Annotated in this window: 20 protein-coding genes and 1 riboswitch; of the genes, 14 read left to right on the top strand and 6 right to left on the bottom strand. The window is 71.5% G+C overall.

Going from position 1 to position 20,735, the window contains the following annotated elements; genetic code table 11:
* Positions 1-3: 3 nt before the first annotated feature.
* Both B0I32_RS39100 and B0I32_RS39095 read left to right on the top strand, forming a co-directional pair.
* Complete coding sequence (locus B0I32_RS39100) at positions 4-957, top strand: ATP-binding cassette domain-containing protein (RefSeq protein WP_219912228.1); 954 nt, start codon at positions 4-6, stop codon at positions 955-957.
* Entirely contained in the window at positions 954-1,703 is a 750-nt protein-coding gene (locus B0I32_RS39095; RefSeq protein ID WP_106248309.1) for an ABC transporter permease, read from the top strand. The genes B0I32_RS39100 and B0I32_RS39095 overlap by 4 nt, the downstream gene beginning before the upstream one ends.
* On the opposite strand, the gene B0I32_RS39090 is transcribed toward B0I32_RS39095, so the two are convergent.
* On the bottom strand, positions 1,683-2,516 hold the full coding sequence (locus B0I32_RS39090; RefSeq protein ID WP_106248307.1) for a MurR/RpiR family transcriptional regulator: 834 nt from the start codon (positions 2,514-2,516) through the stop codon (positions 1,683-1,685). The two genes, B0I32_RS39095 and B0I32_RS39090, sit on opposite strands and share 21 nt — an antisense overlap.
* Positions 2,517-2,659: 143 nt before the next feature.
* Positions 2,660-4,381, bottom strand: coding sequence for an ABC transporter ATP-binding protein (locus B0I32_RS39085; protein WP_245956301.1), 1,722 nt, complete (start codon positions 4,379-4,381; stop codon positions 2,660-2,662).
* A gap of 216 nt (positions 4,382-4,597) precedes the next feature.
* Here B0I32_RS39085 and B0I32_RS39080 point away from each other — a divergent pair, with 216 nt between their 5' ends.
* The 5 genes from B0I32_RS39080 (at position 4,598) to B0I32_RS39060 (ending at position 10,385) form a co-directional block, all read left to right on the top strand.
* Positions 4,598-5,974, top strand: a complete 1,377-nt coding sequence (locus B0I32_RS39080) for a DUF4331 domain-containing protein (protein ID WP_106248305.1) — start codon at positions 4,598-4,600, stop codon at positions 5,972-5,974.
* A 152-nt stretch (positions 5,975-6,126) separates the two neighbouring features.
* Positions 6,127-7,326 (top strand): tetratricopeptide repeat protein, encoded by a 1,200-nt coding sequence (locus B0I32_RS39075; protein ID WP_106248304.1) that lies wholly within the window; start codon positions 6,127-6,129, stop codon positions 7,324-7,326.
* Entirely contained in the window at positions 7,323-8,939 is a 1,617-nt protein-coding gene (locus B0I32_RS39070) for a nickel/cobalt transporter (RefSeq protein ID WP_219912227.1), read from the top strand. Before B0I32_RS39075 ends, B0I32_RS39070 begins: the two co-directional genes overlap by 4 nt.
* A 70-nt stretch (positions 8,940-9,009) precedes the next feature.
* On the top strand, positions 9,010-9,597 hold the full coding sequence (locus B0I32_RS39065; RefSeq protein WP_106248302.1) for a PadR family transcriptional regulator: 588 nt from the start codon (positions 9,010-9,012) through the stop codon (positions 9,595-9,597).
* On the top strand, positions 9,594-10,385 hold the full coding sequence (locus B0I32_RS39060) for an SGNH/GDSL hydrolase family protein (protein WP_106248301.1): 792 nt from the start codon (positions 9,594-9,596) through the stop codon (positions 10,383-10,385). The genes B0I32_RS39065 and B0I32_RS39060 overlap by 4 nt, the downstream gene beginning before the upstream one ends.
* Before the next feature lie 54 nt (positions 10,386-10,439).
* On the opposite strand, the gene B0I32_RS39055 is transcribed toward B0I32_RS39060, so the two are convergent.
* Complete coding sequence (locus B0I32_RS39055; protein WP_106248299.1) at positions 10,440-11,192, bottom strand: hypothetical protein; 753 nt, start codon at positions 11,190-11,192, stop codon at positions 10,440-10,442.
* Between the two features lie 65 nt (positions 11,193-11,257).
* Positions 11,258-11,962: a FadR/GntR family transcriptional regulator gene (locus B0I32_RS39050; protein WP_106248298.1), complete on the bottom strand. Its 705-nt coding sequence runs from the start codon at positions 11,960-11,962 to the stop codon at positions 11,258-11,260.
* Between the two features lie 124 nt (positions 11,963-12,086).
* Here B0I32_RS39050 and B0I32_RS39045 point away from each other — a divergent pair, with 124 nt between their 5' ends.
* The 7 genes from B0I32_RS39045 to B0I32_RS39015 all read left to right on the top strand — a co-directional run bounded on the left by B0I32_RS39045 (position 12,087) and on the right by B0I32_RS39015 (position 19,503).
* Positions 12,087-13,457: a glutamine synthetase family protein gene (locus B0I32_RS39045; RefSeq protein ID WP_106248296.1), complete on the top strand. Its 1,371-nt coding sequence runs from the start codon at positions 12,087-12,089 to the stop codon at positions 13,455-13,457.
* 9 nt (positions 13,458-13,466) lie between these two features.
* Complete coding sequence (locus B0I32_RS39040; RefSeq protein WP_106248295.1) at positions 13,467-14,810, top strand: aldehyde dehydrogenase family protein; 1,344 nt, start codon at positions 13,467-13,469, stop codon at positions 14,808-14,810.
* Positions 14,811-14,813: 3 nt separating this feature from the next.
* Positions 14,814-15,578, top strand: coding sequence for a 3-oxoacyl-ACP reductase (locus B0I32_RS39035; protein ID WP_106248293.1), 765 nt, complete (start codon positions 14,814-14,816; stop codon positions 15,576-15,578).
* Positions 15,579-15,592: 14 nt separating this feature from the next.
* Positions 15,593-16,285, top strand: coding sequence for a gamma-glutamyl-gamma-aminobutyrate hydrolase family protein (locus B0I32_RS39030; RefSeq protein WP_106248292.1), 693 nt, complete (start codon positions 15,593-15,595; stop codon positions 16,283-16,285).
* An 82-nt stretch (positions 16,286-16,367) separates the two neighbouring features.
* A riboswitch (glycine riboswitch) is annotated at positions 16,368-16,465 on the top strand.
* A gap of 131 nt (positions 16,466-16,596) precedes the next feature.
* Positions 16,597-17,682, top strand: coding sequence for a glycine cleavage system aminomethyltransferase GcvT (gene gcvT / locus B0I32_RS39025; RefSeq protein ID WP_106248290.1), 1,086 nt, complete (start codon positions 16,597-16,599; stop codon positions 17,680-17,682).
* The gene (gene gcvH / locus B0I32_RS39020; protein WP_106248288.1) at positions 17,679-18,071 is read left to right on the top strand and encodes a glycine cleavage system protein GcvH; all 393 of its coding nucleotides are present in this window, start codon (positions 17,679-17,681) and stop codon (positions 18,069-18,071) included. Before gcvT ends, gcvH begins: the two co-directional genes overlap by 4 nt.
* Before the next feature lie 55 nt (positions 18,072-18,126).
* A complete protein-coding gene (locus B0I32_RS39015) occupies positions 18,127-19,503 on the top strand; it encodes an L-serine ammonia-lyase (RefSeq protein ID WP_106248287.1) in 1,377 nt (458 codons plus the stop codon).
* Here the strand turns inward: B0I32_RS39015 and B0I32_RS39010 are convergent.
* Both B0I32_RS39010 and B0I32_RS39005 read right to left on the bottom strand, forming a co-directional pair.
* Positions 19,484-19,999 carry a hypothetical protein gene (locus tag B0I32_RS39010; protein ID WP_106248285.1) on the bottom strand — a complete coding sequence of 172 codons (516 nt, stop codon included), beginning with the start codon at positions 19,997-19,999 and terminating at the stop codon, positions 19,484-19,486. The genes B0I32_RS39015 and B0I32_RS39010 overlap by 20 nt on opposite strands.
* 73 nt (positions 20,000-20,072) lie before the next feature.
* Positions 20,073-20,672 carry a DUF6286 domain-containing protein gene (locus B0I32_RS39005; protein ID WP_106248284.1) on the bottom strand — a complete coding sequence of 200 codons (600 nt, stop codon included), beginning with the start codon at positions 20,670-20,672 and terminating at the stop codon, positions 20,073-20,075.
* Between the last annotated feature and the right edge of the window lie 63 nt (positions 20,673-20,735).

Genomic DNA, 20,735 nt, shown 5'->3' with positions numbered 1-20,735 from the left:
CCGATGATCATTCAGGCGCAGGGACTGCGCAAGACGTTCACCACCAGGAGCAGGAAGGGCGCCCAGACCGTCGAGGCCGTGCGCGGCGTGGACCTCGGCGTGGCCAAGGGCGAGATCTTCGGCGTGCTCGGGCCCAACGGCGCGGGCAAGACCACCACGATCAGGATGCTGGCCACGCTGATCGCCCCCGACGCGGGCACCGCCACGATCGCGGGTCACGACCTGCGCAAGGAGCCCGCGCAGGTCCGGCGCAACCTCGGCTACGTGAGCCAGGCCGGCGGGGTGGAGGACACCACGAGCGCCAGGGCGCAGGTCATGATGGCCGCCAGGATCTTCGCCATGGCCGATCCCGCGCGGGCCACCGCCGAGGTGCTCGACCGCTTCGAGCTGACCGAGCTGGCCGACCGCCCCGGCCGTACGCTGTCGGGCGGCCAGAAGCGGCGGGTGGCCATCGCCATCGGGCTCGTGCACAATCCGCCGCTGCTCTTCCTCGACGAGCCCACCACGGGGCTCGACCCCCAGAACCGGGCCAACCTCTGGGACCGGATCAGGCAGTTACGCGAGGCGGGCACCAGCGTGCTGCTCAGCACCCACTACCTCGACGAGGCCGACGCGCTGTGCGACCGGCTGATGATCGTGGACCACGGCACGGTCGTGGCCGAGGGCACGCCGTCCGCGCTCAAGCGGGAGGTCTCCGGCGACGTGATCACGCTCAGGGTGAGCGAGCCGGAACGGGCGGCGGAGACGCTCAAGCCGCTGGCCCGCGAGACCCGCGTGGACGACGACCTGCTGCGCGTCTACGTGGACGACGGCGAGCACACGCTGCCCGCCCTGCTGCGGGCGCTGGAGGAGCGGGGCCTCGGCCTGACCTCGATCGCGCTCGACCGCTCCACCCTCGATGACGTCTTCCTGGCCAAGACCGGCCGATCGCTTCGTGACGCGGGAGCCGCCGTATGATCCGCCACACCGCGCTGTTCACCGGCTACGAGCTGAAGAAGTCCTTCAGCAACCCGATCTGGCCGCTGTTCGGCCTCATGCAGCCGGTGCTCTACCTGCTCATGTTCGCGCCCCTGCTGAAGTCGCTGACACCGGGCGGCACCACGGTGGACGCGCTGCGCATGTTCACCCCGGCGTCCATGATGATGATCGCCGTGTTCGGCTCGCTCTTCTCCGGGTTCGGGCTGATCGCGGAGTTGCGCAACGGCTCGCTCGAACGCTACGCCGTCAGCCCCGCCTGGCGGCCGGCGATCGTGCTCGGGCGGGTGGCCAAGGACATGGTCGTGCTGGTGGTCCAGGCCGTCCTGGTGCTGATCGGGGCCGCCGCCATGGGAGTGCGCATCGGGGCCGTGGAGCTCGTGCTGGTGCTGCTGCTGATGGCCGCGACCGGGCTGTTCGCCTCGGGGCTGTCGCAGGGGCTGGCGCTGACCGTGCGCGACGAGAACGGCATGTCGCAGACACTCAACCTGTTCCTGCTGCCGATCATGCTGCTGGCCGGGCTGTTCGTGCCGATCTCGTTCGCGCCCGACTGGATGAAGTTCCTGGCTCCGGTCAACCCGCTCTACCACGCGGTCGAGGCGGGGCGGGCGCTGTTCGACGGGCGGCTCGGCGACCCGTCGATCCCGATCGCGTTCGGGGTCTTCGTCGTGCTGGCGGTGCTCACGACGATGTGGTCGATGCGGTCGCTAGGCAAGATCGCCGGTTAGGAACGTGCCGGTCTCGTCGGCCATCCGCTCGTACTCCTCCAGCCTGGCCCGCGTACGCAGCGGCGCGGCGTCGGCCATGGCCTCCACCAGGGCCATGGCCAGGGCCAGCGGCGCGGCGTGCGAGTCGAACACGAGCCGGTCGCCCACGGGCGCGTCGAGCACGATCTCGGCCGGGAAGTCGGCCCGGTCGGTGATGGCGGCCACCCGCAGGCCCAGCTTGCCCGCGTACTCCAGCGCCCGCACCGCCTCCGCCGGATAGCGGGGCAGGACCACGGCCACCACCCACTCGGCTCCGGCCCGCCGGGCCGCGTGCAGGCCCTCGTTCAGCTCGGAGCCGCCGTGGGTGAGCAGCCGCACGTCGGGATGGATGCGGCGGGCGTAGTAGGCGAAGGTGGTGGCCAGCCCGCACGAGACCCGCAGCCCCAGCACGGGCAGCGGCTCGGTCGCGGCCAGGTGCTCGCCCAGCTCCTTCAGCGGCAACGCGGCCAGCCGCTCCCTGACCAGGGCCAGGTTGCGGATCTCGCAGTCGATGGCGCCGCGCAGCAGGCTCTCCTGCGGCGCCTCCGTCCCGCTGCCCAGCACCAGCGGCCGCAGCGCCTGGCGCAGCTCGGGATATCCGGCGAACCCGAGCACCATGGCGAACCTGGTCACCGAGGGCTGGCTGACCCCGGCCCGGTCGGCCAGCTCCACGCTGGACAGGAAGATGGCCTCGTCCAGGTTTTCGCTCAGGTAGTGGGCGATCCTGCGCTGCACGGGTGACAGCCTCCGGCCGTCGAGGAGCACGCTGAGCCCGCCGTGATATCCGTCCGCCACGTCACCTCCAACACCGCCGACCCGGCATTCTCATCCCTCACACCGGTGACGGCTGGAAGCCCGCCCGGCCGGTCTCTTCGTGAATGAACCCATTCACGAAGAGACCGGCCGGCGCGAAGCCCTCGGCGGCTGGCCGGCGACGCTCAGCCGACCAGGAACTGGGTGGCGGCCAGCTCCCGGTAGAGCTCGTCCGCGCCCACCAGCTCGTCGTGCGTGCCGACCGCGCGCACGCCGCCGCCCTCCATCACCACGATGCGGTCGGCGTTGGTCACCGTGGACAGGCGGTGCGCGATGACCAGCACCGTGGTCTCCCGCGCGACCTCGGCGATCACCTCGCGCAGCCGCAGCTCGTTGACCGCGTCGAGCTGCGAGGTGGCCTCGTCGAGCAGCAGCAGGCGGGGCTTGCGCAGCAGCGTCCTGGCGATGGCCACCCGCTGGCGCTCCCCGCCCGACAGCAGCACGCCGCGGTGCCCGACCGGCGTGTCCAGCCCGTCGGGGAGCCGGGCCACCAGGTCGTCGAGCCTCGTCCGCGCGAGCGCCCGGTGCAGCTCCTCCTCCGTGGCGTCCCTGGCGGCGAAGAGCAGGTTCTCCCTGAGCGTGCCGGCCAGCACGGGAGCGTCCTGCTCGACGTAGCCGAGCGCGGCCCGCAGCTCGCCGAGCGGCCAGTCGCGGATGTCCCTCCCGTCGATGGCGATCGACCCGGACTGGTGGTCGTAGAAGCGTTCGAGCAGCGCGAACACCGTCGACTTGCCCGCCCCCGACGGCCCGACCAGCGCCGTCAGCCCGCCGGGTGAGACCTCGAAGCTGACGCCGTCGTGCACGACCGGCCGGTCGTCGCCGTACCGGAAGACCACGTCCGCGAACCGCACGCCGAACGGCCGCTCCTCGCGCCGCTCCGCGACGCCGACCGGCTCGGCGGGCAGGTCCTCGATCTCCTTGATCCGCTTCATCGCGGCGAGCCCCTGCTGCAGTTGCACGCCGCCCTGGACCAGCTGCCCGATCGGCGGCACCAGGTAGAACAGGTAGAGCAGGAACGCGATCAGCGACGACACCTCGAGCGTGCCGGAGGCGACCCGCGCGCCGCCGACCCCCAGCACGGCCAGGAACGCGATCTGCACCGCCATCCACGTCGCCACTCCCGCCAGCGACGTCCATCCGGCGACCTGCAACCCCCGGTCGCGGGCCCGCACGGCCGCGTCGCCGACCACGGCGATCTCCCGCTCCTCCGCGCCGCTCGCCTTGACCGTCCGGTACGCCTGCAGCGCCCGGTCCAGCACCGCGCCCATCTCGCCCACGGCCTCCTGGGCCTGGGTCTGCGCCCGCTGGATCCGGGGCATGATCAGCGCCACCATCCCGCCGATCACCACGACCACGAGCAGCGTGACCAGCAGCAGCACGCCGTCCATGGTCGCCATCAGGACGATGGCCCCCACCAGCATGAACGCCGAGCTGACCGAGTCGACGATGCCGTTGGTGAGCACGGCCCGCAGCAGCGTCGTGTCACCGGTCACCCGCGACAGCAGGTCGCCGGGCTTGAGCCGGTCCACGTCCGCGACCTTGAGCCGCAACATCCGGTCCACCAGGCTGCGGCGGGCGCCGAGCACGATGCCCTCGCCCGTGCGTTCCATCAGGTAGCTTCCCCCGGCCGAGACGACCGCCCCGACGAGCACCGCCACGGTCAGCCCGAGCAACGGCGCCGCCATCGACCCGGTCTGCCCGAAGGCGTCCACCACGTACTTGGCCAGCAACGGCATCGCCAGACCGGCCGCCGAGCCGACCAGGCCCAGTAATCCGCCCACAAGCAGGATCTTCCGGTGCGGGCGCACATAAGCCAGCAGTTCCCTGAGCACCACATCTCCCCTCACGACATTTCTCGATTCAGTCCAACGAACGGAACGCCGGGATCCGCACCGCCGGGACAGAGTCAACCTAAATTGACGACTTAAGTATGTCAACTTTGGTTGACGCTCATTCTCAGGGAGGAGACCGACATCCGCGGGCGGGCCACGGACGAATAGGGCGTCGAGGAATCCGGCCGGAACCTCGCACGTCACGAACAGCCCTTCCCGAAAGGACCGAACATGGAGCTCCGGACCAACCGGCGCGCTCTTGTCGGAATCGGCCTCGCCGCAGCCGTCGCTGTGTCGTCCCTGGCCGTGCTCCGCACCGACTCCGGCATCGCTTCCTCGCACCGCGAGGCCCCGATGATCTCGGGTGACCCGCAGCACGACAACACCGACGTGTACGCCTTCGTGAGTCCCGACAAGGCCGACTCCGTGACCCTGATCGCCAACTGGATCCCGTTCGAGGAGCCCAACGGCGGCCCGAACTTCTACCCGTTCGCGGTCAAGTCACGGCACAACATAAAGATCGACAACGACGGTGACGCCAAGACCGACATCACCTACGAGTGGACGTTCCGCAACGAGGACAAGCGCGGCAACGACACGTTCCTCTACAACGACGGCCCCGTCACCTCGCTGAACGACCCGAACCTGCTCTTCCGCCAGCGCTACACGCTCAAGCGGATCACCCCCGGCGGCTCCAAGACGCTGGTCGACGACGGCATCGTCGCGCCGAGCAACGTCGGACGCGCCTCCATGCCGAACTACGCCACCCTGCGCAACCAGTCGATCAAGAGCCTGCCGAACGGCGGCAAGACGTTCGCCGGGCAGTCGGACGAGGCGTTCTTCCTCGACCTGCGCGTCTTCGACCTGCTCTACGGCGGCGACCTGACCGAGGTCGGCCAGGACACCACCAAGGGCTACAACGTCAACACCGTGGCCCTCCAGGTCCCCGCCACGGACCTCGCGCTCAAGGGCGACCCCAGGCGCAACCCCGTGATCGGCGTCTGCTCGACCACCGACAAGTTCAACGGCGACTCCTTCGTGCAGGTCTCCCGGCTGTGCAACCCGCTGGTGAACGAGGTCGTCGCCCCCGCCGGGCTGAAGGACGCCTACAACGCCCTCGACCCGTCGAAGGACGCCGGCGTGCAGGCCCTGGTCGACCGGGTCACCGACCCCGAGGTGGCCAGGCTGCTGCAGAAGATCTACGGGATCAAGGCTCCGGCGACCCCGCGCAACGACCTGGTCGAGATCTTCCTGACCGGCATCGCCAAGCAGAACGGCCCCATCAAGGCCGACCTGAACTCGCAGGTGCTCAACAAGGACGCGGGCAAGCTGCGCCCCTCGGAGATGCTGCGGCTGAACATGGCGGTCCCGCCGGCCAAGAACCCCAACCGGCTCGGCGTCCTCGGCGGCGACCTCGCGGGCTTCCCGAACGGCCGCCGGCTCGCCGACGACGTCGTGGACATCGAACTGCAGGCCGTGGCCGGCGCCGCGCTGACCGGCAAGCTCGTCCCCGGACTGACGGACAAGGTGGACAGGAACGACAAGCCGTTCGGGCAGACGTTCCCGTACATCCCGCTGCCGAGCAACGTGGCAGTGAACCAGCGCTGACCCTCCTGACCGGCCGATCCCTCTCCAGACCGGCCGGTCCGCCCCGGCGGCAGGCACCCGTCTCCCATCGCCTGCCGCCCGCAGAAAGGGCCGGCCGGCCGTGCTCCCCGTCACGGCCGGCCGGCCCCACCTCCGACCCTGGAGCCTTGGACATGCGTGCCTTCGCGATATCCGCCGCCCTCGCCCTCGCCGGGGCGATGCTGTTCACGATCCTCACCTTCACGGCCACGCCCGAGCCACTGCCGGTGGCGGACGCGCAGCGCCGCGAGACGTTGCAGGAGCGGCTCAGGCGGCTGCCCGGCGACCATCGCGGCTGGGCGCGACTCGCCTCCCAGTACGTGGACCAGGCCAGGGTCACCGGCGACCCGGCGTACTACGGCAAGGCGGAGGGCGCGCTCGCCACGGCCGCCCGGCTCGACGGCCGCGACGACGCCGTCCTCGCCGCCCAGGCGGCGCTGGCCGCCGGCCGGCACGAGTTCACCGACGCGGTACGGCTGGCCGAACGCGCCATCGCGGCCAACCCGTACGGCGTGGCCGCGTACGGCGTGCTGGCCGACGCCAGGGCCCAGCTCGGCGACCTGCGCGGGGCGAAGCGGGCCGTGGACCGGATGATGGAGCTGCATCCCGGCGTCCCCGCCTTCACCCGCGCCTCCTACGCGGCCGAGCTGCGCGGCGACCTCGGCAAGGCCCGCGAATACCTTGAAATGGCGCAGAACGACGCCTGGGCGCCCGCCGACGTCGCCTACACCCGCTACTACCTGGGCGAGCTGGCCCTCCACGCGGGCGACCTGAAGAGCGCGGCCGACTGGTACGGCAAGGCCCTCACGGCCTACCCCGCCTATACGCCCGCCCTCGCCGGCCAGGCCAGGGCCGCGGCGCTCGGCGGCCGGCTCACCGAGGCGCTCGCCCTGTACGAGCGCGTCGTCGAGCGGCTCCCCCTCCCCCAGTACCTCATCGAGCAGGGCGAGACCCGGATCAAGGCCGGGCAGCGCGCCGACTGGACGCTGCTCAGGGCCCAGCGCAAGCTCTTCGCGGCGGCGGGCGTGCGCGACGACCTGACCTGGGCCGAGTTCGAGGCCGACCACGGCGACCCGGCCACGGCCGTGCGGCACGCCAGGGCCGAGTACGCCCGCAACCCGAACCTCGTCGCCGCCGACGCCCTGGCCTGGGCCCTGTTCAAGGCGGGCGAGCCGGCCGAGGCGCTTCGCCACGCCGAGCGGGCCACCGCGACCGGCTGGCGCAACCCGCTGCTCGCCTACCACCGCGCCACGATCGAACGGGCACTCGGCCGCCCGGCGCGGGTGGATCCGGCCTTCGACCCGACGCTTTCCGCACTGGCGAGGTTCTCATGAGAGCGGTCCTGCTCGCTTTGCCGTCCGCCGCGACGGGCCTGCTGCTGTCCCTGTCCACAGCTCTGCTGCCGGCCGCCGCCCACGCGCAGACGTCCACCCGCACCACCCACGTGCAGACGCCCACCCGCACCACCCACGTGCAGACGCCCGGCTCCGCCGCCCGCGCGAGGGCGCTGGCTCATCCGCTCGGCCGGTTCACCGTCAACCACTACAACGGGCTGCGGGTCTCGGCCTCTGGCGTGCGCAACCTCGCCGTCGTGGACCTGGCCGAGCTGCCGACCGTGCAGGCCGAGCCGGACGTGGACGCCGCCTACCCGGCCCGCCGCTGCGCCGCCCTGGCCGCCGCCCAGCGGCTGGAGGTGGCCGGGCGGACGGTGCCGTGGCGGGTGGAGGGCTCCTCCTTCACCTACGCCCCCGGCGAAGGGGGCCTGCGGACCAGCCGCCTGTCCTGCCGGCTCGTCGGCGACGTCCGCGCCTCGGGGGCCGTGACGTTCAGCGACGGGTTCGAGCAGGACAGGATCGGCTGGCGCGAGATCACCGCCGTGGGCGACGGGGTGAGCCTGACCGGCTCCTCGGTGCCCGCCCGCAGCATCAGCCAGGAGCTGCGCTCGTACCCCGACGACCTGCTCACGGACCCGCTCGACCAGCGGACGGCCACCTTCACCGTCTTCGGCACCGTCTCCGGCACGGTCTCCGGCGTCCCCGGCAACGCCGCTCCCGGGGCGTCCGGCGCTCCCCGAGGCGGCGCGGTGCCCGGCGGGATCGAGATCGGCGGGCCGATCGGGGACGCGCTGGCCGCGCTGGACCGGACGTTCACCGGCCTGATCGGCTCGGAGACGCTGACGGTGCCGCTGGGCCTGCTGGCGGTCGCGCTGGCCGTGGTGCTCGGGGCCGGACACGCGCTCATCCCCGGGCACGGCAAGACGATCATGGCCGCGTACCTGGCGGGCCGGCGCGGACGCCCGCGCGACGCGCTGGTGGTGGGCGCGACGGTGACGGCCACGCACACGGCCGGAGTGCTGGTGGTGGGGCTGCTGCTGACCGTGTTCACGGCGCTGGCCGGGGAGTCGGTGCTGGCCTGGCTGGGGGTGGCCAGCGGCGTGCTGATCGCCGTCATCGGCCTGCGCCTCCTCCAGAACACCCGAAACGGCCACACGTACGGACACGGACACGGGCATGGCCACGGCGACGGACACGGACATGGTCACGCACACGACCACGACGGCCACGGCACCCAGCAGCACGACCACGACCAGGACGGCCACCACCACGACCACGACCAGCATCGCTCCAAGCGCCGGGGCCTGATCGGGCTCGGGGTGGCGGGCGGTCTCGTCCCCAGCCCTTCCGCCCTGATCGTCCTGCTCGGCGCGATCGCCCTCGGCCGTACCTGGTTCGGCGTCGCGCTGGTCACCGCGTACGGCGTCGGCATGGCCGCCACCCTCATGGTCACCGGCCTGCTCCTGGTCAAGCTGGTGGACCGGCTGGAACGACGCGCCTCGGCCGGCCGCCGCCTGGCCGCGAAGCTGTCGGGCCTGGCCCCGATGGGCACGGCCGCCATGGTCGTCCTCCTCGGCGCGGGCCTGGCCCTGCGCTCCGTGGTCGCCCTCTAGCGCTCGCCCGCACCCACCGCCTATAGTCATGCTCATGACTACTCATATCCATGAGTACTACTGATTCGCGATGGCTCTCAGGCATGCGGTGCTGGCGGCGCTGCTCGACGGCGAGTACAGCGGCTACCAGCTCACCAAGATCTTCGACATCGGCGTCTCCAACTTCTGGTACGCCGCCCCCCAGCAGCTCTACGCCGAGCTGACCAAGCTGGAGGCCGGCGGCCTGGTCACGGGCCGGGAGGTGGTCCAGCGGGGCCGCCCCAACAAGCGCGTGTTCAAGGTCACCGAGGCAGGGCTCGCCGAGCTGGCCGCCTACGCCGCCGCCCCGGCCAGACCGCTGGTCCTGCGCGACGACCTGGCCGTCAAGGTGCACGCCGTGGACCTGCTCGACCCCGCGCCGGTGATCGAGCAGCTACGCGACCGCGCGCGGGAGGCCGGCGCCAAGCTGGAGATCTTCGAGCGGATCCTGGCCGGCCTGCGCGGCGACCTGGACGAGGAGACGTTCCTGCGCGAGGGCGGGCACGTGGGCCCCTACCTGTCCGGCCAGGCCGGCTGCCGGCTGGCCCGCGAGACGCGCGACTGGTGCCTGAGCACCGCGCGGACGCTGGAGGAGCGCTCGGAAAGGGCACGCGAACGCATCGGGAAGGAGACCTCATGACCGCCTACACGCGTTACGTCGCGCTCGGGGACAGCCAGACCGAGGGCCTGGGCGACGGCGACGACCTCAACGGCCACCGCGGCTGGGCCGACCGCCTGGCCGAGCACCTGGCCCGCGCCAACCCCGGGCTGCGTTACGCCAACCTGGCCGTGCGCGGCCGGGTGGCCGCCCAGATCCGCTCCGAGCAGCTGGACGCCGCGCTGGCGCTGCGGCCCGACCTGGTCACGGTCATGGCGGGGATGAACGACATCATCCGCCCCGGCTTCGACGCCGCCGCGGTGGCGGGCGTGGTGGAGGAGATGTTCGCCGCCCTGACCGGGGCGGGCGCGCACGTGGTCAGCGTGACGTTCCCCGACATCGCGAAGATCGCCCCCATGGCCCGGCCGCTGCGGCCCCGGGTGCTCGACCTCAACGACCGCATCCGCGCCGCCGCCGCCCGTCATGGGGTCGCGCTGGTGGACACGTTCGCGATGGAGTTCGTGACGGACGCGCGGATGTGGAGCGTCGACCGCCTGCACGCGAGCCCGGCGGGGCACGCCCGCATCGCCGCCGCCATGGCGCACGCGCTGGGACTGGCCGGCAGCGACGACTCGTGGATGCTGCCCTTCCCGCCCCTGCCTCCGGCGGCGAGGTGGCGGGTGGCGGCGGGTGAGGTGCGGTGGTTCGCCACGTTCGCGGGGCCGTGGATGGCCCGCCGCCTGCGCGGCCGCTCCTCGGGCGACGGGCGCACGGCCAAACGCCCCGACCTCACCCCGTGGGTGCAGCCGATCTCCGGCACGTCGGTGTGACGTCCTGAGGCACGCCGGGACCGCTGTACGTCCTGAGGCACGCCGGGACAGCCGTCAGGTGTGCCGGCGCCCGCGCCGGGTGGACGGCAGGTCGTGCCGCCCGGAGAGGAACTCCTGGAACGCGATCTTCGCCTTGATCACCGGCCGCCGTAACCGCTCCTCCCGGCGCACCGCCCTGGCCACCTTGCGCGGCGAGCCCTTGGCGAAGAACCAGTGGGCCCACGGCGAGCCGGGCCGCGCCAGCCGGATCGCGCCGACCAGCAGCATGGGCGGCACGAAGAGCCCCGCCATGCCGGTCCAGATCTTGCCCTTGAGCAACGTGACGACGGCGAGCGCCAGGTTGGCCACGATCAGCATGGCCGGGTTGACCGGGGTGCCGTAGTTCCAGGTGAGCGGGCGCAGGCCGATGAGGAGCAGGCCGGTGACGGCGACCGCGATGAAGACGGCGTCCACCGAGGTGCGGCCCTCCTCCTCCCAGTAGACGTCGTGCAGGTGCAGGATCAGCGCGAACTCGTCCAGCACCAGCGCCGAGCCGACGCCGAACACGGAGGCCGCGGCGGCGGTGCCGATCTGCGAGCCGGGCGAGACGATGAGGGCGACGCCGCCGATCAGCATGAGCACCACGCCGAAGACCACGTGGTGGATGTGCATCTCGCCCACGTTGACGTTGCGGAACCAGCCGATCTTCGCCCTGATCAGGCGCACGTTGATGCGGGTGGCGATGAAGGCGACGATGAGCATGACGAAGTAGCAGAACAGCGGCAGCCGTCCTGTGGAGATGATGCTCTGCTGAAACCAGTTCTGCATGGCCTTGCGTTCGATGGTACGAGCCGCGAGCCCCTTCCCGGCCCCAATGTCCCGATCATGGCCGGTCAGGACAGGAATGCCCGCAGCAGCGCGGCCGTCCCCTCCAGGTGCTCGGTGACGGCTCGCCTGGCCGCGTCGGGGTCGGCGGCGAGGATGGCGTCCACGATGGCCTGGTGCTGGACGGCGGCGTGGTCGAGGTTGACCTGGAGCATCGGGATGGCGTTCAGCAGGTCGCTGATCCTGGAGCGGGCGTCGGCGCACGTGGTGGCGAGCAGGGCCGAGCCGGTGAGCTCCGCGATGGACAGGTGGAAGGCGGTGTCGAGGCGGCGGTAGTCGTCCAGCCCGGCCCGGTTGAGCTCGGCGAGCCGGTGAACGAGGACGGCCTTCTTGTCCTCGGCGAGGTCGCAGGTGGCCAGGATCTGCGCCGCCCCGCAGTCCACCGCCAGCCGGAAGGTGAGCGCGTCCGACAGTTCGTCCTGGCCCATCCTCCTGACGGCCTGGCGCAGGTCGCCGGCGTCGGGCTTGGGCGGGACGTAGGTGACGAACGCGCCGCCGTAGCGGCCCCTCCGTACGTCGAGATAGCCCGCGTCGGACAGGGCGCGGATCGCCTCGCGCAGCGTCACCCTGCTGATGCCGAGCCGCGCGGACAGCTCGCGCTCGGCCGGAAGTTTGTCGCCCGGCGCGACCACGCCGAGTTTGATCGCCTGGAGCAGCCGTTCCACGGTCTCCTCGAAGGCGTTGCCGGCCCTGACCGGCCGCAACACCGTCATCAAACGCGCCGACTCGTCCAACGTGTCCTCAGGTCTTGACAAGCGATCGTGGCATGCACATCAATGGTCTGAGACTAGCCCAATCAACGGGTAAGCGCGTCAGGCCAGATCGGAGCGACGTAGCGTGAGCGGACGAGCGAGCACCGGGTTCCTTTCCGTCACTGAGCTGCGTGACGAGGTGGCGCTCGGGCGGATCGACACCGTGCTCCTCGCGATCGCCGACATGCAGGGCAGGTTGCAGGGCAAGCGGCTGTCGGCGCGGTACTTTCTCGAAGAGGTGCTGCAGCACGGCTCCGAGGGCTGCAACTACCTGCTCGCCGTCGACGTGGACATGAACACCGTCCAGGGCTACACGATGTCGTCCTGGGACCGGGGCTACGGCGACTTCGTGATGAAGCCCGACCTCGCCACGCTGCGCCGGGTGCCGTGGCACGAGGGGACCGCGATGCTGATGGCCGACCTGACGTGGGAGGACGGCGGCGAGGTGACCGCCTCGCCGCGCCAGATCCTGCGCCGGCAGCTCGCCCGCCTGGCCGACCGGGGGCTGGCCGCGTACGTGGGTACCGAGCTGGAGTTCGTCGTCTACGACGACAGCTACGAGGACGCCTGGCGGCGGGGCTACCGGGACCTGTCGCCCGCCAACCTCTACAACGTGGACTACTCACTGCTCGGCACGGCCCGCGTCGAGCCGCTGCTGCGCCGGATCAGGCGCGACATGGAGGGCGCGGGCCTGTACGTCGAGTCCGCCAAGGGCGAGTGCAACCTGGGCCAGCACGAGATCGCCTTCCGCTACGCCGAGGCGCTCACCACCTGCGACAACCACGCCGTCTACAAGAACGGCGCCAAGGAGATCGCCGCCCAGGAGGGCCGGTCGATCACCTTCATGGCCAAGCCGAACCAGCGTGAGGGCAACTCCTGCCACGTGCACATCTCCCTCCGCGGCGAGGACGGGGAGCTCGTCATGGCGGGCGAGGGACCGTACGGGCTCTCGCCGCTCGGCGCCCGCTTCATCGCCGGGCAGCTGGCGTGCATGCGGGAGCTGACCCTCTTGTACGCCCCCAACGTCAACTCCTACAAGCGCTTCGTCCCCGGCAGCTTCGCCCCCACGGCGGTCAAGTGGGGCGTGGACAACCGCACCTGCTCGCTCAGGCTCGTCGGCCACGGCCCGTCGCTGCGGGTGGAGAACCGGGTGCCGGGCGGCGACGTGAACCCGTACCTGGCGGTGGCGGCGCTGATCGCGGCCGGCCTGCACGGCATCGACGCGGAGCTGCCGCTGGAGGACCCGTGCGCGGGCAACGCCTACACCAGCGGGGCCGAGACCGTGCCGCACACGCTGCGCGACGCGCTGGCCCTGTTCGAGGGGTCGAAGCTGGCCAAGGAGGCGTTCGGGGAGGACGTGGTCGACCACTACGCGAACAACGCGCGGGTGGAGCTGGCCGCGTACGACGCGGCGGTGACGGACTGGGAGCTGTTCCGTGGTTTCGAACGGATGTGACGGGGGCGCATGAAGATCGTTAATCCGGCCACCGAGGACGTCCTGGCCGACGTCGAACTCTTCGACGCGGCCGAGGTCGACCGGGCGGTGGAGCGTGCCAGGAAGGCGTACGCGACGTGGCGCGAGGTGGCCCCCGGCGACCGGGCGCGGCTGCTGCGCCGCTTCGCCGACCTGGTGGACGCGCACGGCGCGGAGCTGGCGGAGCTTGAGCTGGCCAACGCCGGCCACACCGCCGCCAACGCCCGCTGGGAGGCCGGCAACGTCCGCGACGTGCTGCACTTCTACGCCGGGGCGCCGGAGCGCGACCACGGCAGGCAGATCCCGGTGCCCGGCGGGGTGAACCTGACGTTCCAGGAGCCGCTGGGCGTCGTGGGGATCATCGTGCCGTGGAACTTCCCGATGGTGATCATGACGTGGGGCATGGCCCCCGCGCTGGCGGCCGGCAACACCGTGATCGTCAAGCCGGCCGAGTGGACTCCGCTGACCGCGCTGAGGCTGGCCGAGCTGGCCCTGGCGGCGGGCCTCCCCGAGGGGGTGCTCCAGGTGCTGCCCGGAGCAGGGGAGGTCGCGGGGGCCCGCCTGGTCGAGCATCCGGACGTGGCGAAGATCGTGTTCACGGGTTCGACCGAGGTGGGCAAGGAGATCGCGGCCACGGCGGCGCGCCAGGTCAAGCGGGTCACGCTGGAGCTGGGCGGCAAGTCGGCCAACATCGTCTTCGCCGACGCCGACCTGGCCAAGGCCGCGCGCACCGCTCCCTACGCCGTCTTCGACAACGCGGGCCAGGACTGCTGCGCCCGGTCGCGCATCCTCGTCCAGTCCTCCGTGTACGACGAGTTCATGGCCCTGCTCGCCCCGGCCGTCCAGGGCGTCAAGGTCGGCGACCCGCGCGACGAGAGCACCGAGATGGGCCCGCTGATCAGCGCCGAGCACCTCGACCGCGTCCGCGGCTTCGTCGACGGCACCCCCTGGCTGCAGGGCTCCTGCCCGCAGGGCAAGGGTTACTGGTTCCCGCCGACGGTGCTGACCCCCGAGCTCACCGACCGCGCGTTCACCGAGGAGATCTTCGGCCCGGTCGTGTCGGTGGCCAGGTTCGAGGACGAGGCGCAGGCCGTGCGGATCGCCAACGACACCCCCTACGGCCTGAGCGGCTCGATCTGGACCCGCGACGTCGGCCGGGCGCTGCGCGTGGCCAGGGCGGTCGAGTCGGGCGCGCTGTCGGTCAACTCCCACTCCTCCGTCCGCTACTGGACCCCGTTCGGCGGCTTCAAGCAGTCCGGCCTCGGCAGGGAGCTCGGCCCGGACGCGCTGGCCGCGTTCACCGAGACCAAGAACGTCTTCATCTCATCGGAGTGACACATGCAGCGGTTGCAGGATCGGGTGGCGGTCATCACCGGCGCGGGCGGCGGCATCGGGCTGGCCACGGCCCGCCGCTTCGCCGACGAGGGCGCCAAGGTGGTCTGCGCGGACATCGACGAGGAGGCGGGGGTCAAGGCCGCGGCCGAGGTCGGCGGCCTGTTCGTCCGGGCCGACGTGACCAGCGAGGACGACGTCGTACGGATGTTCGCCACGGCGCACGACACCTACGGCAGCGTGGACATCGCCTTCAACAACGCCGGCATCTCGCCGCCCGACGACGACTCGATCCTGGAGACCGGCATCGACGCCTGGCGCCGCGTCCAGGAGGTCAACCTGACCAGCGTCTACCTGTGCTGCAAGCACGCGATCCCGTACATGCGCCGCCAGGGCAAGGGCTCGATCATCAACACCGCCTCCTTCGTGGCGGTGATGGGCTCGGCCACCTCGCAGATCTCCTACACCGCCTCCAAGGGCGGGGTGCTGGCGATGTCGCGGGAGCTGGGCGTGCAGTTCGCCAGGGAGGGCATCAGGGTCAACGCCCTGTGTCCGGGCCCGGTGAACACGCCGCTGCTGCAGGAGCTGTTCGCCAAGGATCCGGAACGGGCGCGGCGGCGGCTGGTGCACGTGCCCGTCGGCCGCTTCGCCGAGGCGTCCGAGATCGCGGCCGCGGTGGCGTTCCTGGCCAGCGACGACGCCTCGTTCATCACGGGCAGCGAGTTCCTGGTGGACGGCGGCATCTCCGGTGCCTACGTCACACCGCTCTAAGGAGGGTCCGTCCCATGGTGCGTCGTCCCGTCATCGGCATCACCAGTTACGTCGAGCCGGCCTCGTTCACGGTGTGGCAGGACACGACGGCGGCGCTGCTGCCGTACGCGTACGTGGAGCAGGTCGTGCGGGCCGGCGGCCAGCCGGTCGTGCTGCCTCCGGCCGGCGAGCCCGCCTCCGTCGTGCGCGGCCTGGACGGGCTGATCCTGGCCGGAGGCGGCGACATCGACCCGGCCAGGTACGGCGCCGCCCCGCACGAGCGGCTCGGCTACGTCAGGGAGTTCCGCGACGAGGCGGAGTTCTCCCTGCTCGCCGCGGCCCTGGACGCCGGGCTGCCGTACCTGGGCATCTGCCGCGGCCTCCAGGTGCTCAACGTGGCCCTGGGCGGCACCCTGCACCAGCACCTGCCCGACGTGGTCGGGCACACCGGCCACTGCCCCGCCCCCGGCCGCTTCGGCGACCTGCCGGTGAACGTCGTGCCCGGCAGCCGGCTGGCCAAGGCGCTGGGCGAGGAGCCGGTGGCGGTCCCGCACTACCATCACCAGGCCGTCGACCGCCTCGCTCCCGGCCTGACGGTCACGGCCACCAGCGCCGACGGCACGATCGAGGCCGTCGAACTGGACGCGGCCTTCGTGCTGGCCGTGCAGTGGCATGCGGAGATGGCGGAGGGGCACGCGTTGTTCGACGCACTGGTGTCCGCCTGCTGAGACGCACGCGCCGGCGGTGGGTCACGACTCCCCTGGACGCGACAACGACCCCCGGACGGCACTAGGCTGGCGGGCATCACCGACCAATCGTGCGGGAGAGCACCCTGACAGCCGGTCAGGGTCCCTGAAGGAGCAAGCCCTCCCCGCAAACCTCTCAAGGCAAAGGACCGCACGGCTAAGGGTGACCTCTGGAAAGCAGGCCTGCGGGCCTCGCCGAAGGTGAAAGTCCGGCAAAAGTCGGGCGAAGCTCTCAGGCATCGATGACAGAGGGGGAGGATCCTGGCATCCAACCCTGTCCTGAGGTGCGACTCATGTCCCGACCGACACCGCTACGAGACGTTCACGAGAGCCTCGGCGCCACGCTGACCGACTTCGCGGGCTGGCTCATGCCGCTCCGGTACGGGAGCGAGTCCGCGGAGCACAAGGCCGTGCGCGAGGCGGCCGGGCTGTTCGACCTGTCCCACATGGGAGAGATCTTCCTGACCGGGCCGCAGGCCGGCCAGGCCCTGGACCACGCGCTGGTCGGGCATCTGTCGGCGCTGACGCCCGGGCGGGCGCGCTACACCATGATCGTGGACGAGCGCGGCGGGGTGCTCGACGACCTCATCGTCTACCGGCTCGGGGACGAGGAGTTCATGGTCGTGGCCAACGCCTCGAACTACGAAAAAGTCGGAAATGAGCTGAAAATTCGCTCTAAGGCGTTCGATGTGGTCGTCGAGGACCGGTCGGACCAGTACGCGCTGATCGCCGTCCAGGGGCCCCGCTCGCAGGAGATCCTGGCCACGCTCACCGACGCCGACCTCGCCGGGCTCAAGTACTACGCCGGGCTGCCCGGCGTGGTGGACGGCCGTCAGGCCCTCATCGCCCGTACCGGATACACCGGCGAGGACGGGTTCGAGCTGTTCGTCGCCAACGACGACGCGGTGCCGCTGTGGCACGCCCTCACGGCGGCAGGCGAGCCGTACGGGCTCAAGCCCGCGGGCCTGTCCAGCCGCGACACGCTCAGGCTCGAAGCCGGCATGCCCCTGTACGGCAACGAGCTGCACGCCGAGCTCACCCCGTTCGACGCGGGGCTGGGCAGGGTGGTGAAATTCGACAAGCCCGGCGACTTCGTCGGCAGGTCGGCACTCGAGGCGGTCAAGGACGACACGCCGCGACGCCGGCTCGTCGGCCTGGTCGCGCGGGGCCGCCGGGTGCCGCGCCACGGTTACCCGGTCACCAAGGACGGCGCCGTCGTCGGCGTGGTCACCAGCGGCGCGCCTTCCCAGACCCTGGGCAAGCCGATCGCGATGGCCTACGTGGACACCGGCGCCGAAACAGGCCTGGCCGTGGACATCCGGGGCAGCCATGAACCTATGGACGTGGTCGAGCTGCCCTTCTACAGGAGGAACAAGTGAGCAACATCCCTGACGACCTCAGCTACACCAAGGAGCACGAGTGGGTGGCCGGCCTCGAAGACGGCCTCACCGTGACCGTCGGCGTCACGGCCTTCGCCGCCGAGGCCCTTGGTGACGTCGTCTACGTGCAGCTCCCCGAGATCGGCTCGACCGTCGAGCGGGGCGACTCCGTCGGCGAGGTGGAGTCGACCAAGTCCGTCAACGAGATCTACGCGCCGGTCGGCGGCGAGATCGTGGAGGTCAACCAGGCCGTCGTGGACGATCCCAGCCTGGTCAACAGCGACTCCTACGGCGAGGGCTGGATGTTCAAGGTGCGCGTGGAAGGCGACGCCGAGGACCTGCTCACGCCCGAGGAGTACACGGCGCTCACCAAGGGCAGCGAGTCCTGACCCACCGCCGGGGCCCGCGCGGACGGGCCCCGGCCCCTAAGAAGGGCGCACATCAATGGCGATCAGCGTCTTCGACCTGTTCAAGATCGGTATCGGACCGTCCAGCTCCCACACCGGCGGTCCGATGGCCGCCGCGCACAAATTCGCCCGCGGCCTGCACGAGGACGGCCTGCTCGACCGGGTGGCCCGGGTCGAGGCCATCCTGTACGGCTCGCTCGGCCTGACCGGCAAGGGCCACGGCAGCGACAAGGCGGTCCTGCTCGGCTTGTCCGGCGAGAAGCCCGAACTGGTCGACGTGGACAGCGTCGAGACCCGCGTCGCCGCGATGCGCGAGTCGGGCACGCTCCAGCTCTACGGCACGCACGAGATCCCGTTCGTCGTCGGCGAGCACCTCGTCTTCGAACGCAAGATCTCGCTGCCCGAACATCCCAACGGCATGCGCTTCACCGCCTACGCCGCCTCCGGCGAGCCGATCAGGGAGAAGGTCTACTTCTCGGTCGGCGGCGGCTTCGTGGTGGACGAGCAGGCCACCGGCGCCGACCGCATCAAGCCCGACGACACGGTGCTGCCGTTCCCGTTCACCACCGGCGAGGAGCTGCTCAAGCACTGCTCCAACACGGGCCTGTCGATCTCCGCCCTCATGCTGGAGAACGAGCAGGCGTTCGGCCGGACCGAGGAGCAGATCAGGGAAGGCCTGCTCAACCTGTGGCGGGTGATGTCGGAGTGCGTGCGCCGCGGCATCTCCAAGGAGGGCGTCCTGCCCGGCGGCCTGAAGGTCAAGCGCCGCGCCAACCAGCTCCACCGCCGCCTGCAGTCGGAGCCGGCCGAGAAGGACCCGCTCCAGGCCATGGACTGGGTGACGCTCTTCGCCCTCGCGGTCAACGAGGAGAACGCCGCCGGCGGCCGCATCGTCACCGCCCCCACCAACGGCGCGGCCGGCATCATCCCCGCCGTCCTGACCTACTACACCCGCTTCGTCCCCCACGCCGACGACGAGGGCGTGGTCCGCTTCCTGCTGACCGCCGGCGCCATCGGCGTGCTGTTCAAGGAGAACGCCTCCATCTCCGGCGCGGAGGTGGGCTGTCAGGGCGAGGTGGGCTCGGCCTGCTCCATGGCCTCCGCCGGCCTCACCGAGGTGCTCGGCGGCACCCCCGAGCAGGTGGAGAACGCCGCCGAGATCGGCATCGAGCACAACCTGGGCCTGACCTGCGACCCGATCGGCGGCCTGGTCCAGATCCCGTGCATCGAGCGCAACGCGGTCGCCTCCAACAAGGCCATCACCGCCGCCAGGATCGCCCTGCGCGGCGACGGACGGCACTACGTGGCGCTCGACAAGGCCATCAAGACGATGCGCATCACCGGGCAGGACATGCTGGACAAGTACAAGGAGACCTCACGCGGCGGCCTGGCCGTCAACGTGATCGAGTGCTGACCGGGCGGCGGACGTGCAGCCGGACGACGGCGGGGGTCTCGTCATCGCGGACCTCCCGCCGGATCCGCCCGACGATGTCGCCGTCCAGCTTGCCCACCACCGCGCCCACGTCGGCCGCCGCCGGGCAGGTCAGCGCGATGCGCAGCCCGTCATCGGCCACCCTGACCCCCGCCCGGCCCAGCCCCTCCACGCCCTTGAGCCCCACGAACAGCATGGCCGTGCCCGTGCCGTTCGGCGTGCCCCTGCGGCCCCAGCCCAGGCAGAGCAGCAGCCAGCGCAGCGAGACCAGGGCCAGCAGCATCAGGCCCAGGGCCAGGAACCACAGCGGCCACGGCTCCTCCGCCAGCGTCCGGTACGCCGGCGCGGGCAGCACCCTGGCGCCCGGCGGCAGGCCGAGGAAACGGTCCTCGCCGCGCAGCCACGCGTAGATCCCGAGGCCCAGCAGCGTCGCCCCGACGACGGCCAGACCGACCCGATTCCCGGTGTACCGCCGCATCACACGCCCTTCCCGCTGTCCCGGCAGATGGCACGATCGCGCATCACACGGGCCCTCCCGCTGTGGCGGCGCATCACACGGCCTTCCTGCGCAGGCGTACCACGACCTCGCCGGTGCCGAGCGTGCCCACGCCCGCCAGGCGGTCCCCCACCGCGGTCCCGACCTGCCGCAACATCTGGCCCGTGCTCTCCGCATCGGTCATGACCGTCACCTCGATGGTGCGGCGGCGCAGCCGTACCCGGGCCTTGTCCACCCCCGCCACCTGCTGAGCGGCGGCGCGCAGCGTACGGCGCAGGCCCGAGCGGGTGATCCCGATGACGATCAGCGGGTCGGACGTCTCCACCGGCACCGTCCTGGACCGGCCCGGCACGACCGCGAGCAGCAGCATCAGTACGCCCGCCCCCGACATGACCAGGGACGGCGTGGCGAGGTCCGGCCACGTGCTCTTCGTGGCGAGATCGACCGCCTCGTTCACCGGCACCCAGCCGAGCGGCGCGCCGAGCAGCCCCGAGACCACCTCGGCCGCGGTCGTCCCCAGCCCGGCGGCCAGCGTCAGCGCGACCGTGGCCCCCGGAACGGTACGCGCCGGCCGCAACGCCCTGTTCGCCCGGCGCAGCCCGGTGTGCCGCGGGGTGACGGCGGCACCGGGCAGTATCTGCTGAAGCGTGGTCATCACAACGACAGACGTACATGGATCCCGCATGACCTGAACCGCGCCCTCGCCGCCCGTTTGCCC

The sequence above is a fragment of the Nonomuraea fuscirosea genome (assembly GCF_003001935.1).
In the GTDB taxonomy this organism is placed as follows: Bacteria; Actinomycetota; Actinomycetes; order Streptosporangiales; family Streptosporangiaceae; genus Nonomuraea; species Nonomuraea fuscirosea.
The sequence above is the reverse complement of the archived record's forward strand: the minus strand, read 5'-3'. Positions and strand labels throughout refer to the sequence as shown.

Coding starts and splice junctions, on each gene's coding strand:
- B0I32_RS39100 (WP_219912228.1), top strand. CDS start 4: ATGATCATTCAGGCGCAGGGACTGCGCAAGACGTTCACCACCAGGAGC.
- B0I32_RS39095 (WP_106248309.1), top strand. CDS start 954: ATGATCCGCCACACCGCGCTGTTCACCGGCTACGAGCTGAAGAAGTCC.
- B0I32_RS39080 (WP_106248305.1), top strand. CDS start 4,598: ATGGAGCTCCGGACCAACCGGCGCGCTCTTGTCGGAATCGGCCTCGCC.
- B0I32_RS39075 (WP_106248304.1), top strand. CDS start 6,127: ATGCGTGCCTTCGCGATATCCGCCGCCCTCGCCCTCGCCGGGGCGATG.
- B0I32_RS39070 (WP_219912227.1), top strand. CDS start 7,323: ATGAGAGCGGTCCTGCTCGCTTTGCCGTCCGCCGCGACGGGCCTGCTG.
- B0I32_RS39065 (WP_106248302.1), top strand. CDS start 9,010: ATGGCTCTCAGGCATGCGGTGCTGGCGGCGCTGCTCGACGGCGAGTAC.
- B0I32_RS39060 (WP_106248301.1), top strand. CDS start 9,594: ATGACCGCCTACACGCGTTACGTCGCGCTCGGGGACAGCCAGACCGAG.
- B0I32_RS39055 (WP_106248299.1), bottom strand. CDS start 11,192: ATGCAGAACTGGTTTCAGCAGAGCATCATCTCCACAGGACGGCTGCCG.
- B0I32_RS39050 (WP_106248298.1), bottom strand. CDS start 11,962: ATGACGGTGTTGCGGCCGGTCAGGGCCGGCAACGCCTTCGAGGAGACC.
- B0I32_RS39040 (WP_106248295.1), top strand. CDS start 13,467: ATGAAGATCGTTAATCCGGCCACCGAGGACGTCCTGGCCGACGTCGAA.
- B0I32_RS39035 (WP_106248293.1), top strand. CDS start 14,814: ATGCAGCGGTTGCAGGATCGGGTGGCGGTCATCACCGGCGCGGGCGGC.
- B0I32_RS39030 (WP_106248292.1), top strand. CDS start 15,593: ATGGTGCGTCGTCCCGTCATCGGCATCACCAGTTACGTCGAGCCGGCC.
- gcvT (WP_106248290.1), top strand. CDS start 16,597: ATGTCCCGACCGACACCGCTACGAGACGTTCACGAGAGCCTCGGCGCC.
- B0I32_RS39015 (WP_106248287.1), top strand. CDS start 18,127: ATGGCGATCAGCGTCTTCGACCTGTTCAAGATCGGTATCGGACCGTCC.
- B0I32_RS39010 (WP_106248285.1), bottom strand. CDS start 19,999: ATGCGGCGGTACACCGGGAATCGGGTCGGTCTGGCCGTCGTCGGGGCG.
- B0I32_RS39005 (WP_106248284.1), bottom strand. CDS start 20,672: ATGACCACGCTTCAGCAGATACTGCCCGGTGCCGCCGTCACCCCGCGG.